The sequence below is a fragment of the Herbaspirillum sp. SJZ107 genome, assembly GCF_006715485.1.
Lineage (GTDB): Bacteria > Pseudomonadota > Gammaproteobacteria > Burkholderiales > Burkholderiaceae_D > Telluria.
Genome location: NZ_VFNH01000001.1, coordinates 1 through 18,208, shown reverse-complemented (window position 1 = coordinate 18,208; position 18,208 = coordinate 1). Strand labels below are relative to the sequence as shown.

Here is an 18,208-nt window from a genome sequence, read left to right as displayed (position 1 = left end):
CAGGATGACTTTTCTTTGTACGATAAGTCTATGTTTTGTTGACATTTGTAATTACGCATAATTGCAACAATTCACGATATGTACATGATATGTACATGAGTCGGTTGACAATACCTCCGCGCTAGTGATTCTATTGCCATATTGCAAAGCAATGCGACAAGCATCGTTTTGAAAATCGCCGCAGCGTTCACATGCCTGCGGCCATAACTACTGCTGTGCCCTAACCCCCAGGAGTCATGCAATGATGGAAAAAGTGTTGTCCCGGTCAATCCGCCTGATCTGCGTAAGCGGCGTCGCCATTGCGGCGCAGTCGGCTTACGCACAGGACACTCAGTCTGCGCCAGCCGCCATGCAGCGCGTCGAGGTGACCGGTTCCCGTATCGCGTCGCCGAATGCCGACTCGCCGTCGCCGCTGCAGGTGCTGAGTGCCGCGGATATCGCCGCTTCGGGCACCAACAACCTGCAGGAGCTACTGCTGCAGAATCCGACTCTGGGCACGCCGGGCTACAGCCGTACCAACACGGCATTCGCAACCGCCGGTGTCGGCGTCGCCACCGTCGACCTGCGCAACCTCGGCAGCTCGCGTACCCTGGTGCTGGTCAACGGCCGCCGCTTCGTCTCGGGCGTGCCCGGCGACTCCGCGGTCGACCTGAACGCGATCCCGACCGATTTCATCGAGCGTGTCGAACTGCTGACCGGCGGCGCGTCCGCGGCCTACGGTTCGGACGCGGTGGCTGGTGTGGTCAACATCATCACCAAGCGTAACTTCAACGGCCTGCTGCTGGACGCCCAGGGTGGCGAAAGCTCGAAGGGCGACAGCGAAAAGCGCAAGCTGTCGCTGACCTTCGGCAGCAGCAACGACGACGGCTTCCTGATGGGCCACCTGGGTTTCACCCGCGACGGCCAAGTCTGGTCGCGCGACCGCGAGGCATCGGCGGTCGACCAGAACTCGCGCATGCTGAGCACCGGCCTGGCGTCGGACGCCTTCATCGCCGACCGTCCGTACTACTCGAGCTACGCACCGCAAGGCCGCTTCTTCTATGGCCCTACGCTTGCCGGCAACTACACCTATGACAAGGCCGGCAACGTCATTCCTTGGTCGACCAATGGCACTGCCACCAGGGAAGCCACCGGCTTCAACCGCTCCTACTACCGGTCGATCGCCGTGCCGGTCGATCGCTTCCTGCTGGCCGCCAACGGCGAGCGCAAGCTGGGCGAGCATCACACCGCCTTCCTCGAAGGTACCTACGCGGCAACCCGTGCAGCCAGCGTCATCGAGCCATTCGCCTTGAGCTCGGAAAATATCTTCCCGGATTCGGGCGGCCTGGTACCGGCCGGCAGAATCGTCAACGGCAGCCTGGTGCGCAACCCGATCGTGCCGCAATACCTGTACGACCGCATCACCGACATCGACGGCGACGGCATTCCTGACTACAGCTTCACCCGCCGCCTGTCCGAAGTCGGCACCCGCAACAACACCGTGGACCGCGACACCTTCCGTCTGGCCACTGGCGTGAAGGGCGACTTCCACGCGTGGAAAGACTGGAACTACGAGGCCTATGTCGCATACGGCCAGAACAAGGAAGCGCAGCAGACGAGCGGCCAGGTCAACGTACTGAACTTCCGCAATGCCCTCGATGCGGTCACCGATTCGAGCGGCAACGTGGTGTGTGCCGACGCCAACGCGCGTGCCCAGGGCTGCGTACCGATCAACGTGTTCGGCTACAACAGCATCACTCCGGAAGCGCTGGCCTACGTCAACGCGCCGGGCTCGCTGACCACCCGCACTACCCAGAAACTGGCCGGCGGCCAGATCAACGGCGACCTGTTCGACCTGCCGGCAGGCCCTCTTGGCATCGCTGCCGGTGTCGAATTCCGCAAGGAATTCTCGGAATCGACCCCGGACGCACTGACCCAGGCCGGCCTGAACGCCGGCAACGCCACCCCGCCGACCAAGGGCGAATTCAGCGTGCGCGAAGCTTTCGTCGAGTCGCGCGTGCCGCTATTGAAGGACAAGCCCTTCGTCAAGGAACTGACCGTCCATGGCGCATTCCGTCACGGCGATTACTCGTCGGTCGGTAGCACCAACAGCTGGAATGCCGGCGTCGAATGGGCGCTCATCGACGACCTCAAGTTCCGCGGCACCCGCTCGCTGTCGACCCGCGCACCGAACATCAACGAACTGTACCAGGCACCGAGCCAGGACTTCCCGTCCGGTCTGACCGACCCTTGCGTGGGCGTGACCGCGAACTCGCAAGGTACCTACGATGCGCGCTGCCGTGCCGATCCGGGCGTAGCCGCGAACATCGCCGCCAACGGCGCCTTCACCATCAACCAGTCCGACCAGCAGGGTGTGAGTGGCTTCAACCGCGGCAATCCGAACCTGAAGGCAGAAAAAGGCCGTTCGACCACCGTCGGCGTCGTCTGGACTCCGCGTTCGGTGCCGATGCTCCAGCGTGTCACCTTCACGGCCGACTACTTCAACATCAAGATCGCCGACGCCATCGTGTCGACCCCGCGCTCGTTCGCGCTGAGCGCCTGCTACGACGGCTCGAGCCCGGCAATGTGCCAGTTCATCACCCGCCGTCCGACCGCAACCGGCCAGAACAGCGCGGGCTCGCTGCGCTACATCGACACCGCCGTGTCGAATAGCGGCGGCCTGGCTACCGAAGGCATCGACCTGACCGCGTCCTGGAACGATCGCGTCGGTCCGGGTCGCCTGGCGACCCGCCTGGCGTACACCTACGTGAAGAAGAACTACACCATCCCACTGCCGGGCGAAGCGCAGGACCCGTACGCGGGTGAGGTGGGTGCTGCCAAGAACAAGGCGAACCTGAACGTGGGCTACAAGTGGAACCAGCTGGATGCGAATGTGACGTTCAACTACATTGGCCGTTCGGCGCTGGACGACCAGTTCCTGGCTGGCTTCGACCTGCCGCCCAATTCGGTCAAGGTCGGTTCGCGCACCTACACGAACCTGCAACTGTCCTACCAGCTGATGAAGCAAACCCAGCTCTATTTCGGCCTGGACAACGCCTTCGACACCAAGGCGCCGCCGATCATCAGCGGCCTGTACGGCGACACCACCGGCACCGAAACCAATGCCGGCACCTACGATCCGATCGGCCGCCGCTGGTACGCCGGTATCCGCGTCAAGCTCTGATCGACGTCGACCGCATCCCGGTTCAAAACGCCCGCAAGGGCGTTTTTTCATGGAGCGCACTGCGCCGGGATGCAGCGTCCCCTCCCTGTTTCGCGCGCGCCGGTTATCATACGCGCAGGCCGGCGTACCGTTCCGGCAACCACTACAGCATATCCATGGTTATCAAACTCAAGAACGAAAAAGACATTGCAAAGATGCGCGTCGCCGGCCGCCTGGCTGCCGAGGTGCTGGAAATGATCTCCGAATACGTCGTGCCCGGCGTCTCGACCGAGGAACTCGACGCGCGCTGCAACGAGTACATTCGCAAGGTGCAGAAGGCCACCCCCGCCAACGTCGGCTACCACGGCTTTCCGAAGACGCTGTGCACCTCGGTCAACGGCGTGGTCTGCCACGGCATCCCCAACGCGGCCGAAATCCTGCAGGACGGCGACATCATCAACATCGACGTCACCGTCATCAAGGACGGCTGGCACGGCGATACCAGCCGCATGTACTTCGCCGGCACCCCGAGTCCGGAAGCGAAGAAGCTGGTCGACACCACCTTCGACGCCATGATGGCCGGCATCCGCACCGTGCGTCCGGGCGCGCGCCTGGGCGACGTCGGCCACGCGATCCAGACCCTGGCCGAGAAGGCCGGCTACTCGGTCGTGCGCGAATACTGCGGCCACGGCATCGGCAAGGTCTACCACGAAGAACCGCAGGTGCTGCACTACGGCCGCCCCAATACCGGCCTGCTGCTGAAGGAAGGCATGACCTTCACGGTGGAACCGATGATCAACCTGGGCGAAGCCGACGTCGAACAGCTCGACGACGGCTGGACCGTGGTCACGCGCGACCGCTCGCTGTCGGCGCAGTGGGAACACATGATCGCGGTGACGAAGAACGGGTTCGAGATCCTGACGCCGTGGCCCAAGGCGGGCTGAACTTCGGCTGACACCGCAGCGACACGCCCACAAAGGAAGCCGGTCGACATGACCGGCTTTTTTCATGGCAGCTCGATCACCCGCCGATCCTGCCTGGCTCCCTATGACACATTTACTGCAGCCGACCGTTCAATAAAATTTCACCAATATATGTATTTACTGAATCTGAAACGCGCCACCATGTAAATACTCCCCCAACACTTCACGTTTTTCACCTTCAAAAACTGCTAGATACTCCCCCACCATATCTACATGGCTAAATGTGTTGTATCTGTGCTACGTAAAGCTTTGTAACTTGACTGTAATAAATTGTGCGGTCAGATTATGCGCCTGAGCTATTTTGGACAGACCCCTGTCCAGATGACTCATCTTTACATTCGGAGATTTGTGGTGCATCCAACCCTGTATAAAAAAAGCACGCTGGCGGTCGCCCTGGCCCTGGCTTACTCTCCTGTGGCATTCGCTCAACAGGTTGAGACCGACAAACCGATCCAAAAGGTCGTGGTGACGGGCTCGAACATCGCTCACATCGATGCGGAAACCTCCACGCCGGTGACGATCATGAAGCGCGAAGACATCGTGCGCACCGGTGCCAACACCGTGACCGAACTGCTGCAAACCCTGACTTCGGCTTCCAGCAGCCTGACCGACATCGGCGGCAGCAACTCGTTCGCCGGCGGCGCCTCGTCCGCATCGCTGCGCAACCTGGGCAAGCAGTCGACCCTGATCCTGCTGAACTCGCGCCGCGTGGCACCGTACGCGCTGGCCGACTACAACGAAGTCTTCACCAACCTCGACTCGCTGCCGATGGACGCGATCGAGCGCGTCGAAGTGCTGCGCAACGGCGGCTCGGCCGTGTACGGCTCCGACGCCGTCGCCGGCGTGATCAACATCATCACCCGCAGCGACTATCAGGGCATCCAGATCAAGGCCACCCAGAACCAGTCCCTCAAGAACAGCGAATTCAAGAGCCGCAACGCCAGCATCACCGGCGGCTTCGGTAACTTTGCCCAGGACGGCTACAACGTCCTGGCCAACGTCGAGCTGTACCAGCGCGACGACGTCAACTGGCGCCAGGTCGTGAACGACATCAACCCGGCCTACGGCGAGAAGTTCAGCGCCGTCGCCCCGGGCAGCGGCAAGCTGTTCGGCGACCGCGGCGCACCGTCGTCGTACAGCTATCCGGGCAACATCCTCGGTTTCGACACCGGCGCCGGTGGCGCGGTCACCGGTTGCACCACCGTCGTCTCGCGCCTGTGCCAGTACGACCGCTTTTCGCGCTTCCAGGCCGTGCCGGAAGCCAAGCGCGCCAACGCGCTGGTATCGGGCAAGCTGCGCATCAACGAAAACGTCGACGCCTTCGCCGAAGTGCTCTATTCGCACACCGAAACCGACTACATGAGCGCTTTCCCGACCTACGGCGCCACCGTGTCGGATTCCATCTGGGGCAACCCGGCCACCGGTCAGCGCCAGGTCTTCACCTACCTGCCGCTGGCGGCCAACAGCCCGATCAACCCGACCGGCGAGCAGGCCGACTTCCGCTATCGCTTCGCCGATGCCGGCAGCAACAGCAGCGTCAAGAGCGACCAGTACCGCGTACTGACCGGCCTGCGCGGCAGCTGGGGCAAGTACGACTGGGAAACCGCAGTCGGCGCCATGGGCAGCAAGACCAAGATGAAGCAGCGCGGCACGTTCAGCGCCAGCGGCTTCAAGCAAGTCATCGGTGACTACACCCAGTTCGACGAGAACTACAATCCGCTCGATCCGAACTTCTTCAACCACGACTACAAGATCGGCCAGCAGAATTCCGCCCAGGTGCTGAACACCCTGTTCCCGGAATACGGCTATGACGGCAAGATCACCCAGTACTTCATCGACGGCAAGATCAGCGGCGAAATCGCCCAGATCGGCGGCCGTTCGGTCGGCATGGCGATCGGTGGCGAACTGCGCCACGAGAAGTTCAACATCAGCCCGAGTGCCAACCTGCTGAACGGCGACATCGTCGGCAACGGTTCGGCCAGCGCCAACGCCAAGCGCGCCACCGGCGCCGCCTACGCCGAGATCAACGTGCCGGTCACCGAGAAGCTCGAACTGAACGGCGCCGCCCGCGTCGACAAGTACGAGCACTTCGATGCCCACGTCTCGCCGAAGCTGGCCTTCCGCTACGCCGCCAACAAGGAGTTCATGCTGCGCGGTACCATCGAGTCCGGCTTCCGCGCGCCGAACCTGACCGAGAGCGCACAGTCGAGCAAGTTCGCGTTCGACAACGGCGTGGTCGATCCGAAGCGCTGCCCTGCGGCACGCGCGCTGCAACGCGACCTGCAGGCCCAGGCCGCCTCCCTGCCGGACAGCGATCCGGCCAAGCAAACCCTGCTGGCTCGCGCCGACACGGTCCAGGGTAACGAGTGCGCCACCGGTGTGTTCAGCAACGTGCGCAACAATCCGGACCTGAAGCCGGAAACCTCGCGCAGCGCCACCCTCGGCTTCGTGGTCGAACCGGTCAAGGGCTACAGCTTCTCGCTCGACTACTGGCATATCGAACGCAAGGACGAGATCGGCCTGAAGAGCACCGCCGAACTGCTGGCGGCGGAAGCCGACCAGGCGCCTGGCGTGATCGAGCGCGGCACCCTGGCCAACGACAAGACCTTCACCGCGGCCGAACAAGCCAAGTATGGCGTCACGACGCCGGCACTGCTGGGCACCTCGGGCATGTTCGAGAACGTGTCGAAGACCAAGACCAGCGGCTTCGACCTGACCGGCAGCGCGCGCTTCGGCACCCCGATCGGCCGCATGACCGTGGATGCCAACGCCACCTACCTGATGGACCTGCGCTACTACAGCTCGACGCTGGGCTCGTATGGCGACAACCTGGCCGGCCGCTACGACGCGCCGAGGATCGTGGCCAACACCACCGTCAGCCTGGAAAACCGCGGCTTCACGCACTCGATCCGCGCGAATTTCGAGAAATCGACCTCGCTGCAGGGCGACTACTACGATGACAGCTACACCATCGCCGGCTGTGCCGACGCCGGCTGGAGCGCATCGGAGTGCCGCAAGGCGTCCTACGTGCGTTGGGACTACAACGTGAGCTACCGCGGCTTCAAGGGCTGGACCCTGTCGGCCTTCGTGCGCAACATCTTCGACCATCGTCCGCCGGTCGACCTGCGTGCGTTCTCGAGCGATGGCGGCGGCGTGATCCCGCAGAGCATCACCGACGTGCAGGGCCGCAGCCTGCGCCTGACCGCGGAATACAAGTTCCGTTGATTAAGGCGTAGTCAGCAATAAATAAAAACCCGCCGGTTTGCACCGGCGGGTTTTTTATTTCAGGATCAACGCTTTACTGCTTAGAACCTGTCTTCCCATCAGAACGTGTACTCCGCGGTACCCTTGAACTGGCGCGGACGCAGCGTATAGCCGCCGCGCAGATCGACCGGTGCCGAATCGTAGAAGGCGTTGCGGATGTCCAGCGCCAGGCGCAGGTTGCGGAAGCCGGTGTACGAGAAGTTCAGGTCGGTACGCAGGGACGCAGGCTGCCAGCACGGCAGATCGCCGGTCGGCTTGATGCGCGTCTGGCAGCCCGTCGTGTTCCAGGTCGCCTGGTCGGTCTCGTCATAGTTCAGCGCCATGGCCGAAGTACGGTTGACGCGGATGGTCGAGGTCAGGTTGCCCTTGTTCCAGCTTGCGCTCAGCACCGTCTTCAGGCGCGGGACAGTGCGATTGCCGACCTGGTTCGGACGATAGCTGTTGGCGTCGATGTCCCACAGCTTGTAGGTCAGGGCGACCGTGTTCATGAGGCCCAGGTTCAGCGTACCGTGTTCGCCCAGGCGGAAGCGCGACTTGACATCGATGTCGACGCCCGAAGTCTGGGTCTTGCCGAAGTTCTCGTAATTCAGCAGCAGCGACTGGATAGTACCGCTGGTGAAGGCCAGGTTGGCGCCCGGCGACAGCTGGTTGGCACGGGCAGCCAGACGGACGTCCTGCTCGCTGACCGCGTTACGCGCGATGTAGTCCCTGTAGTCTGCATTGTCTTCGCGCGCCAGCACATAGGACGGATCGCGGTAGCTGATCTCGTTGCGGCGTTCCAGGTGCCAGTAGTCGATCGTCATGTTCAGGTTCTTGAGCGGATCGAGCACGATGCCGAAGGTGGCGCTGCGCGAGGTTTCCGGCTTCAGGTTCGCATTCGACGAAATCATCACCGGCACCGACGTCAGGCAACCCGAGTTGTAGGCGAGAGTGGCATCGCTCTTGTCGGTGGCATTGCCGTTCTTCAGGATGTCGCGGATGCCGGTCGCCGTAGCGCAGCGCTTCGGATCCAGGGTGCTGTTGAAGAAGCCGGTCAGGCCGACCTTGCCCAGGGTTTCCGGAATGTTCGGCGCACGGAAGCCGCCGGCGAAGGTCGTGCGGAACATCACTTCCGGGATCGCCTTGTAGACCAGGCCGAGTTTCGGCGACACGTGGGCATCGAAACCTTCGTTCTTGTCGACGCGCAGCGCGGCGTTCGCTTCCAGCTTCTTGGTGAACGGCGCATTCAATTCGCCGTACAGGGCGCTCATGTTGCGTTCGCCGTCGATCCACAGCGAGCCGCGGCCGATGATGCGGGCCTCGACCACGTTGTCGGTGGAGCGGATGAACATCTTCTCGTGACGCACTTCGCCGCCCACCGCGAACGACAGCGCGCCGCCGCCCAGCTGGATCGGCGTCTCGCCGCTGACTTGGGCGTCGATCCAGTCCTGCGACAGCTTGGCGTTGGTGCCGATTTCGGGGAACATGCGATCCAGCAGCTCTTGCGAGTTGGGGCCGCCGATCACGTATTCGCCGCTGTGCACGGCAGCCGGCATGGCGTCGCGGTCGGGGCCGCGGCCGCGCGCCTTGGCGTCGCCGCCGACGCGGCCGATCGCGGTCTTCCAGTCCCAGCCGTTGGCAAGCTGTCCTTCCAGGCCGGTCATCACCCGGTACTGGGTCGCCTTGGTCGGGCTCGACCACATGTCCAGGTTGTCCATGAAGCGGTAATCGATGCCGACTTCATACGGGAACGGGTTGGCCGGGTTGCCGACTGCCAGCTTGGGCTTCGGCACCGACTGCGAGGTCTTGGTGTTACCGTCGAACCAGTTGCTGGCCGAACCGGCAGTGTTGGCATACGGCAGCCCCTGATAGATCGTCTTGGTGGTCGAGTACGACACTTCGGCGAAGGCGGTCGTCGTGTTCGACACCTTGAAACGGCCCTGGCTGTACAGGTTGACGCGCTCCGCCGGGTCGGAATACTGGTTGATGAAGTTGATGTCGCTGGTGCACAGGCCGGATGCGTTGCGCCGGGTCGCCGGGCAACCCGCGACCGCCTGGCGGATGGCTGGATGCGCACCCGTGCCCGTCCTGGCTGCTTCGTTCAGGTTGCCGGGGAAGGAATACAGGCTCGGATCGCCGAACGCCGGGCTGTAGTACTGCTTGTGCCACGCCGGGTAGTCACCGATCACGTCGGACAGCATGTAGCCGAAGCGGCGGTAGCCTTCGACGTTGACGTAGACGTTGTAGCCGTCGCGGTCGAAATTGCCCTTGCCCAGGAGGATGGACGCGGTGTTTTCGCCGCCATAGCTCGCGCCTTGCGGGCGGGTGACGTCGGCGCGCACTTTCACGCCTTCGAACTGGCGGCGGGTGACGAAGTTGATGACGCCGGCCATGGCGTCGGAACCGTACAGTGCCGAAGCGCCGTCGGCCACGGTATCGATGCGCTCGAGGGAGTCGGCCGGGATCGCGTCGACGTTGGTGAACACCTGCTGGCCGCCATCGGCAAACGCATAGTTCGAAATGCGGCGGTTGTTCACCAGCACCAGGGTCGCAGCCTTGCCCAGGCCGTGGATCGAGGCGCCGGAGGCGCCGCTTGCGAAGCTGCTCGAGTTGCCATTGTCGCGCAGCGTGCTGCTGTCGAACGAGGTCATGCTCTCGAGCACACCGCGCACCGTGCTGGCGCCGGTCTGTTCGATGTCTTCGCGGCGCATGATGGTTACCGGGGATGCGGTTTCCAGGTCGGTGCGCTTGATGTTCGAGCCGGTGACGTACACACGCTGCGGGGCCTGGGCTTGGCCCTGAGCCTGGGTCTGGGCCTGGCCGGTCGTGGCGCCGCTACCGTCGCTGTTGCTGCCTGTCTGGGCGAAAGTGATCGACGTACCCCCGAGCGTGAGCGCGACGGCGACGACACTGCGTTTCAGAATAAGTTGCTTGTTCAAGTTTTCTCTCGGTATATCGTGATTTTTTATGTATGCGTATCGCATCAATACGCATGAACGAGTGTCACCGAGGCAATTGTATTTTTGTAGCTATTTTTCCTGAATCTGTAATCTGACGTACATATTCGTTGTTTTTTTTAGACGTTTTTTATATCGCAATAATCGTACTGTTCAAAAACAAACACCCCTGGACCAGTTTCCCGATCCAGGGGTGCAAACAACGTCAGCTTCGGCCGTCAGGCCGCGAACAAACTTTATTTAGCGTTCATCAGCGCCACGGTGGTGTCCAGCATGCGGTTGCTGAAGCCCCACTCGTTGTCGTACCACGACGACACCTTCACCAGGCGGCCCGACACCTTGGTCAGGGTCGAATCGAAGTTCGACGATGCCGGGTTGTGGTTGTAGTCGACCGAGACCAGCGGTGCGCTGTTGTAGGTCAGGATGCCGGCCAGCGGGCCTTCGGCAGCTGCCTTCATCAGGCTGTTGATTTCTTCGACGGTGGTGTCGCGCTTGGCGATGAAGGACAGGTCGACGATCGACACGTTGATGGTCGGCACGCGGATCGCGTAGCCGTCCAGCTTGCCGTTCAGTTCCGGCAGCACCAGGCCGACCGCGGCGGCGGCGCCGGTCTTGGTCGGGATCATCGAGTGCGTGGCCGAACGGGCGCGGCGCAGGTCTTCGTGCATCACGTCGGTCAGCACCTGGTCGTTGGTGTAGGCGTGGACGGTGGTCATCAGGCCGTTTTCCAGGCCGATGGCGTCGTTCAGCGGCTTGACCAGCGGGGCCAGGCAGTTGGTGGTGCAGGATGCGTTCGAGATCACGGTGTCCGACGCTTTCAGCACGTCGTGGTTGACGCCGTAGACGATGGTGGCGTCGACGTCCTTGCCGCCCGGTGCCGAGATGATGACTTTCTTGGCGCCGCCCTTCAGGTGGGCCGAGGCTTTTTCCTTGGTGGTGAAGAAGCCGGTGCACTCCAGCACCACGTCCACGCCCAGCTCGCCCCAGCCGATTTCGGCCGGGTTGCGCTGCGCGAACACGCGGATGCGGTCGCCGTTGACGATCATGTAGTCGCCATCGACTTCGACGGTGCCGGGGAACTTGCCGTGGGTGGTGTCGTAACGGGTCAGGTGGGCGTTCGACTCCGAGTTGCCGAGGTCGTTGATCGCCACGATCTGGATGTCCTGCTTCTTGCCGCCTTCGTAGAAAGCACGCAGGACATTGCGGCCGATGCGGCCATAACCGTTGATTGCTACCTTGATCGTCATTTATACACTCCTGATTGAAAGAAATTCTGTTATCACGCGAGCATAGCGCGAAAAACCTGCCGCACGGAACCGTCTCCTGTCCCGTGCAGCGGAGTCCACCTGATTAATGCATGACCGACTTGACCTTGCCCACCACGTTCTCGACGGTGAAGCCGAAGTGCTTGAACAGCACCGGGGCCGGGGCCGATTCGCCGAAGGTGTCGATGCCGACCACGGCGCCTTCGAGACCGACGTACTTGTACCAGAAGTCGGTCACGCCGGCTTCGATCGCCACCCGCGGGATGCCCTTGCCCAGCACCTGCGCTTTATAGGCGGCGTCCTGGCGCTCAAACACGTCGGTCGACGGCATCGACACCACGCGCACCGCGATGCCCTGGCCGGCCAGGGTGTCGGCCGCCTTGACCGCCAGTTCGATTTCCGAACCGGTCGCGATCAGCACCGCGCGCGGATTCGCCGCGTCGCGCAGCACATAGCCGCCCTTGGCGATGTTCGCCACGGTGACGGCGTCGCGTTCCTGGAACGGCAGGTTCTGGCGCGAGAAGATCAGGGTCGACGGACCGTCGGTGCGCTTGACCGACTCGGCCCAGGCCACCAGCGATTCGGTGGTGTCGCACGGACGCCAGTTGTCCAGGTTCGGGATCAGGCGCAGCGACGAAACGTGCTCGATCGACTGGTGGGTCGGGCCGTCTTCGCCCAGGCCGATCGAGTCATGGGTGAACACGAACAGCGAGCGGATCTTCATCAGCGCGGCCATGCGCAGCGCATTGCGGCTGTAGTCCGAGAAGGTCAGGAAGGTCGCGCCGAACGGGATGTAGCCGCCGTGCAGGGCGATGCCGTTCATCATGGCGGCCATGCCGAACTCGCGCACGCCGTAGTTGATGTGGTTGCCCGGGGTGCCGGAACGGACCGGGATCGATTCCTTCCAGTTGGTCAGGTTCGAGCCGGTCAGGTCGGCCGAGCCGCCCAGGAATTCCGGCAGGATCGGGGCCAGTGCCTGGATCGCGTTCTGGCTGGCCTTGCGGGTGGCGATGTTTTCCTTCTTCTCGATGGTCGAGGCGATGGCGGCGGCCAGGGTCGCTTCGAAGTTGCCCGGCAGCTCGCCCTTCATGCGGCGTTCGAGTTCGGCGGCCAGTTCCGGGAACTGCGCGCGGTAGCCGGCGAACAGTTCGTTCCATTCGGCCTCGACGGCGGCGCCCTTCTGCTTCTGGTCCCAGGCTTCGTAGATCGGGGCCGGGATGTCGAACGGGATCGCATCCCAGATCAGGTGCTCGCGCACCGCCGCGACTTCCTTCTCGCCCAGCGCCGCGCCGTGCACCTTGTCGCCGCCCTGCAGGTTCGGCGAACCCTTGCCGATGATGGTCTTGCAGCAGATCAGGGTCGGACGGTCCGAGGTTTTCGCTTGCGCGATCGCGGCGTCGACCGCTTCGACGCTGTGGCCGTCGACGTCGGGGATCACGTTCCAGCCGTAGGCGGCGAAGCGCTTCGGGGTGTCGTCGGTGAACCAGCCTTCCACCTTGCCGTCGATCGAGATGCCGTTGTCGTCATACAGCCAGACCAGCTTGTTCAGGCGCAGGGTGCCGGCCAGCGACGCCACTTCGTGCGAGATGCCTTCCATCAGGCAGCCGTCGCCGACGAAGGCGTAGGTGTGGTGGTCGACCACGTCGAAGCCCGGACGATTGAATTCCTTGGCCAGCAGCCACTCGGCCAGCGCCATGCCGACCGAGTTGGCGATACCCTGGCCCAGCGGACCGGTGGTGGTTTCCACGCCCGGCGTGATGTGCACTTCCGGGTGGCCCGGGGTCTTGGAGTGCAGCTGGCGGAAGTTGCGGATGTCGTCCATCGACAGGTCATAGCCCGACAGGTGCAGCAGCGCGTAGTGCAGCATCGAGCCGTGGCCGTTCGACAGCAGGAAGCGGTCGCGGTTCATCCAGCCCGGATTGGCCGGATTGTGGCGATAGTGGCCGTCCCACAGCGCAACGGCGATCTCGGCCATGCCCATCGGCATGCCCGGGTGGCCGGAATTCGCTTTCTGGACGGCGTCCATCGCCAGCGCGCGGATCGCGTTGGCCATCAGGGTGGTGGTTTGCAGAGGTTTCATGGATGTGGTGAGTCTGAGGATTGGAAGCTGAGGCAGAGCGGGCTGCGTTAACCGGATATTCTACCAGAGCATGCTGCCATCGCTTTAAAATGGCGGCCTCCCAACAGTCCATCTGGTCATTCATGCCACGTTTTTATTGCCCCCAGCCGCTTCTGGCCGGCACCACCGTCGACTTGCCGGAAACCGTCGCCCATCACCTGCACGTCGTGCGCCAGCAGCCCGGCGACGAGCTGGTGCTGTTCAACGGCGAAGGCGGCCAGGTGCGGGCGCGCCTGCTCGAGGTCGGCAAGCGCCGCGCCAGCGCCGAGGTGATCGCGCACGAAGCGCTCGACGCCGAACTGCCGTTCGGCGTGACGCTGGCCCAGGGCCTGCCCGAGGGCAGCAAGATGGACTGGATCGTGGAAAAGGCGGTCGAGCTGGGCGTCACCGCGGTCCAGCCGCTGGCGGCGCGCCGTTCGGTGGTCAAGCTGGCCGGCGAGCGCGCGGATAAACGGCTGGCGCACTGGCAGGCCGTGGTCGTCAGCGCGTCCGAACAATGCGGGCGCAACCGCCTGGCCGAGGTGGCGCCGCTGCAGGAATTCAACCGCTGGATCGCGCAGCCGGCCGGCGACGCCGTGCGCATCCTGCTCAGCCCGCGCGCGGATGCCTCGCTGGCGCAGTGGACCCGTGCCACGCCGCCGCGCGCCGTCTGCCTGCTGGTCGGCCCTGAAGGCGGGTTCAGCGCCGAGGAGGAAGATGCGGCGATCGCTGCCGGCGCCCTGCCCCTGTCGATGGGCCCGCGGGTGCTGCGGACCGAGACCGCCGGACTGGCGGCGCTGGCGATCCTGGCGGCCGGCTGGGGTGGGATCTAATATATAGACAGACCCATCAAAAATGCCGCCCGCAGGCGGCATTGCGTTGCTCGGCGATCGCTACGATCAGAACTCGTACTGTGCCATGAAGCGGAAAGTACGCGGGCTCTGCAGCGACAACGGCTTCAGGTAGCTCCTGCTCGGGGAGCTCGGCCCGTTTTCGCTGGGCGCCGAGGTCTCGCCTTCCTCGTCCACGGACGTCACCTCGCGGTTGTTGAAAAGGTTGAGCACGTCGAGCTGGAAAGTCAGGCCTTTCACCCATTTCGGCATGTACGCCACTTGCAGGCCCACTTCCTTGGTCCATGGCAGGCGGCCGAACGAACCGCGCGGGTGGAGCGTCCCGTTGCAATAGAACGAGGCAGCACCGTACGCGACCGACACGGTGTCCAGATCGCCGGTGTAATAGCCCAGGCAGTTACGTGGACGGCCACTCTGGATGATGGTGTTCGCACCCACGCGCCATTCAGGGCTGACCTGGTAGGAACCCCACATCTTCAGCGTATGGCGGCGATCGTTCGGCAGGTAGCCATAGGCACCTTCCATCAGGCCGGGGTAGTCCCAGTCCTGCGAAATGCCGGCGTCGTCCTGGCCGATATCCGACTTCACGTAACCTTCGGTATTGCCCTTGTTATAGGCCAGCACATAGGACCCCTGCAGTGACCACACGCCGTCCCATGCACGGTTGAAGGTGAATTCCAGTGCCTTGTAGATGCGCTGTGGTTTCGGGAAGCCCAGTGCGGATGCCGGGATGGTAACCGCGGTCAATCCCTTGCCGTCACCGAAGTCGATGTTGGCGGTCAGGTTCTTGCCCGGGTTGTACAGGAAGCAGTGGCCGATGGCGCCTGCCACGGTCGATGCGCGGTCATCGTCGAAGCCGTTGGCGATCGCCCAGTTATATGCGCCTTCGTCGTTGCACATGTCGTCCATGACCGACTGCAGCTTGCGGTAGGTCGCTTTCACGCCCACCGACCAGCGGTTGTTGAGCGCCTGCTCCAGGCCGAGGATGTATTCGTCCTGGTACATCGGCTTGATGTTCGGGTCAACCACGGAACGCGGATCGCCGGCCTGGCCATTCGACACCTCGAGGCGATTGCCCAACTGCGCACCCTTGCCGGGCAGCTGGAATTTATCGGTGCCGATGGCACCGTTGAAGACGTAATAGTCGGTGTAATCCAGTTCGGCACCGGCCAGGCGCACGTTCGTGTTCGACATCACCGGAATGTAGTAACGGCCGATGTTGCCGAATACCTTGGTCGTGGCGTTGCCATACACGTCCCACACGGCGCCCAGGCGCGGGGCAATGGTGTTGTCGACCTTGATGAAGGTCTTCTCGTCGGCGTTCAGGTTCTCGAAGGACTCGCTGCGCACGCCCAGGTTCAGGACCACGTTCTTGGTTACCTGCCACTGGTCTTCGATGTAGAAGGCCGAGTTTTTGGTAGTGAACTTGCCGCCGTTCTCGAAGTGGCGGACCGACATGTAATTGATAGGCGCCCCGGTGTTGTTAACGTAGTGATTCGACAGTTCGCCGCCAGGGCTCAGCGTGAGGAGCTCGTAATATTCGCCGCCCGGGTAGAAGGTGCCGTCGACCACCTTGTATTTCTCGTTGTCCGCACCGAAACGCAGGGTATGGCTACCCAGGTTCCATTCGGCATCGATACGGTAGGCCTTGCGCTCGTCGTTCGCATTCGGGTCGGTGATCCGGGTCGCAGTCGAGCAGCCGTAGGTTATCGTCGTATCCGTCCGTTTATCCTGGATGAGGGGACAGGCTGCCGACGCAATGTCCGACTTGCGGTTGTATCGGCCCAGGCCGGCCAGTGCGGAGATGGTGAAGTCGTCGGTGATCCAGGACGTGTACTTGGCGATGTAGTTCTCGCCACCCGTGGTGTAGGTATCGACGCCGAGGTCGTCGCCGCGCGATGGGGTGTAGGGAATCGACGAGACATATTTGTGGACCTTGTCCTTGCTCTTGTCGCTGAACGCGGTCAGTTCGAGCAGGTTCTTGTCGTTGATATTCCAGTCGGCCTTGACCAGGTAGCGCGGCGTGTTCGTTTTTACGATCTCTTCGCGGCTCTCGGAAAAGGTGGTGCGCTCGATGTCGGCACCCTGCACCAAGGCGAACAGGAACAGCTTGTCCTTGATCAGCGGACCACCGGCCCAGATGTTTGCCTGCAGGTCGTCGGTCCCACCATCGCGCTCGTTCAAGTTCCAGCGGCCGGTCGATGCGCTCTTTTCCGCATACAGTTCACTGCCGGCCAGCGATTTCGGGGAGTAGATCGCGTTGACGCCGCCATGCCATTCGTTGGTGCCGCGCTTGGTGGTCACGGCCAGCACACCGCCCAGAGAACGGCCGTATTCCGGACCATAGCCGCCAGTCTTGACCTGCTGCTGGGCGATCGCCTCGAACGGTACCTGGTTGAAGGCAACCCCGTTCAGGTTGTTGGTGACGTTGAAACCGTTGATGTAATACACGTTCTCGGCCGGCGAGGCACCGCCCAGCGATGGCACGTTACCGGTACGTAGCGTGGTCGAGCCGATCCGGCTGTCGCCGCGGGTCGCGCCCGGCGCCAGCAGGGCCACGGCCGTCACGTCGCGCGCTACCGGAATGCGGTCGATCGCGGCTTCGTTCAAGGTCAGGCTCGATTCGGGTGACTTGACATCGATGCGCGACACGCGACCGGTCACGACCACGGACTGCGTCATGGCCGCGGGGTCGGCATTGGCATTCTGTCCCGCGGTTACGACCACCTGGTTTTCCTGTGTACTTCCGTCCGGCTTTTTGATGCGCACAGTGTACATACCGGGTGGCAGTTGGGACAGTTGGAAGCGCCCCGTCCGCTCGACGCTGATGGTGCGCGTCACGCCGATCGAGGGGTTTTCGATCGTCACCGTGGAGCCGGCGGCGGCATTGCCGTTGATGCCGCCCACGGCGCTTTGTGCAAACGCCTGTGCACCGAACGTGGCGATGGAAGCGCTGAATGCGAGGGTAAGTGCGTGTCCTAGCGCGGTTTTCTTGAGCATTTGATGTCCTATATCGATGACGGCATGGATTTTTATGGACTGCCTTCTTGAACAATATTTCCTTCATTCAGACCGCAAATTTTTTCTCAGGAAATATTTACAATATAAAAACATATCTTTATATCAAGTGTCAAAGTATCAAAGACAGGCCTTGAAAAGGCATATGCACTGTCACTGTGCACTTTCCGTACGGTCATACCGAGCGCCGGCTGCGATGTCATTACGCATTTGACTGGGCAATGAGGAGTTCGATGCGCCGAGATGGGACATCGGTCGTATTCAATGCACAAAGCCGGCGCATGGCCACCAATAACGACAAAATGTCTTTTTTTGTAATGTTGGTTGAATACAACGGTAGAGATGAAAAAAACCCCGGTACGAATCGGAGTTCGCACCGGGGTCTTGGATGCCGACGGATGTCGTGCAGTGGAGGGCTTAGAACGTGTAGCTCAGGCCCAGGCTGTAGAAGCGGCCGACAGCGCCTGCCTGGTGCAGCGAAGCGTTGTACGAGGTCTGGGTACCCGAGTTGCCGTAGGTACCGACGTCGATCGGCGGCTGCTTGTCGAACAGGTTCAGGATCGCGCCGCGCAGCGTCAGGTTCGGGCTCAGCTTGTACTGCACGTTCAGGTTGGTCGTGGTGAACGACGCAACGTGGCAGTAGAAGTCAGG

General features: G+C 62.5%; 9 protein-coding genes. 4 read left to right on the top strand and 5 right to left on the bottom strand.

Going from position 1 to position 18,208, the window contains the following annotated elements; genetic code table 11:
- Window positions 1–253: 253 nt before the first annotated feature.
- The 3 genes from FBX97_RS00045 to FBX97_RS00035 all read left to right on the top strand — a co-directional run bounded on the left by FBX97_RS00045 (window position 254) and on the right by FBX97_RS00035 (window position 7,350).
- Window positions 254–3,163, top strand: a complete 2,910-nt coding sequence (locus tag FBX97_RS00045) for a TonB-dependent receptor domain-containing protein (protein ID WP_255517381.1) — start codon at window positions 254–256, stop codon at window positions 3,161–3,163.
- A 155-nt stretch (window positions 3,164–3,318) separates the two neighbouring features.
- Entirely contained in the window at window positions 3,319–4,086 is a 768-nt protein-coding gene (map, locus tag FBX97_RS00040) for a type I methionyl aminopeptidase (RefSeq protein WP_141828228.1), read from the top strand.
- A gap of 390 nt (window positions 4,087–4,476) precedes the next feature.
- A complete protein-coding gene (locus tag FBX97_RS00035; RefSeq protein ID WP_185748406.1) occupies window positions 4,477–7,350 on the top strand; it encodes a TonB-dependent receptor in 2,874 nt (957 codons plus the stop codon).
- A 98-nt stretch (window positions 7,351–7,448) separates the two neighbouring features.
- On the opposite strand, the gene FBX97_RS00030 is transcribed toward FBX97_RS00035, so the two are convergent.
- From FBX97_RS00030 to tkt, 3 genes are all read right to left on the bottom strand, one after another.
- Window positions 7,449–10,307, bottom strand: a complete 2,859-nt coding sequence (locus tag FBX97_RS00030) for a TonB-dependent receptor domain-containing protein (RefSeq protein WP_185748405.1) — start codon at window positions 10,305–10,307, stop codon at window positions 7,449–7,451.
- A 254-nt stretch (window positions 10,308–10,561) separates the two neighbouring features.
- A complete protein-coding gene (gene gap, locus FBX97_RS00025; RefSeq protein WP_141828225.1) occupies window positions 10,562–11,572 on the bottom strand; it encodes a type I glyceraldehyde-3-phosphate dehydrogenase in 1,011 nt (336 codons plus the stop codon).
- A 103-nt stretch (window positions 11,573–11,675) separates the two neighbouring features.
- The gene (tkt, locus tag FBX97_RS00020) at window positions 11,676–13,670 is read right to left on the bottom strand and encodes a transketolase (RefSeq protein ID WP_370457104.1); all 1,995 of its coding nucleotides are present in this window, start codon (window positions 13,668–13,670) and stop codon (window positions 11,676–11,678) included.
- A gap of 122 nt (window positions 13,671–13,792) precedes the next feature.
- On the opposite strand from tkt, the gene FBX97_RS00015 reads away from it, so the two are divergent.
- On the top strand, window positions 13,793–14,521 hold the full coding sequence (locus FBX97_RS00015) for a 16S rRNA (uracil(1498)-N(3))-methyltransferase (protein WP_141828224.1): 729 nt from the start codon (window positions 13,793–13,795) through the stop codon (window positions 14,519–14,521).
- 66 nt (window positions 14,522–14,587) lie between these two features.
- On the opposite strand, the gene FBX97_RS00010 is transcribed toward FBX97_RS00015, so the two are convergent.
- Together FBX97_RS00010 and FBX97_RS00005 are read right to left on the bottom strand one after the other, a co-directional pair.
- On the bottom strand, window positions 14,588–17,539 hold the full coding sequence (locus tag FBX97_RS00010; RefSeq protein WP_141828223.1) for a TonB-dependent receptor: 2,952 nt from the start codon (window positions 17,537–17,539) through the stop codon (window positions 14,588–14,590).
- Between the two features lie 435 nt (window positions 17,540–17,974).
- A partial coding sequence (locus tag FBX97_RS00005) for a TonB-dependent receptor (RefSeq protein WP_141828222.1) occupies window positions 17,975–18,208 on the bottom strand: 234 nt, incomplete at its 5' end.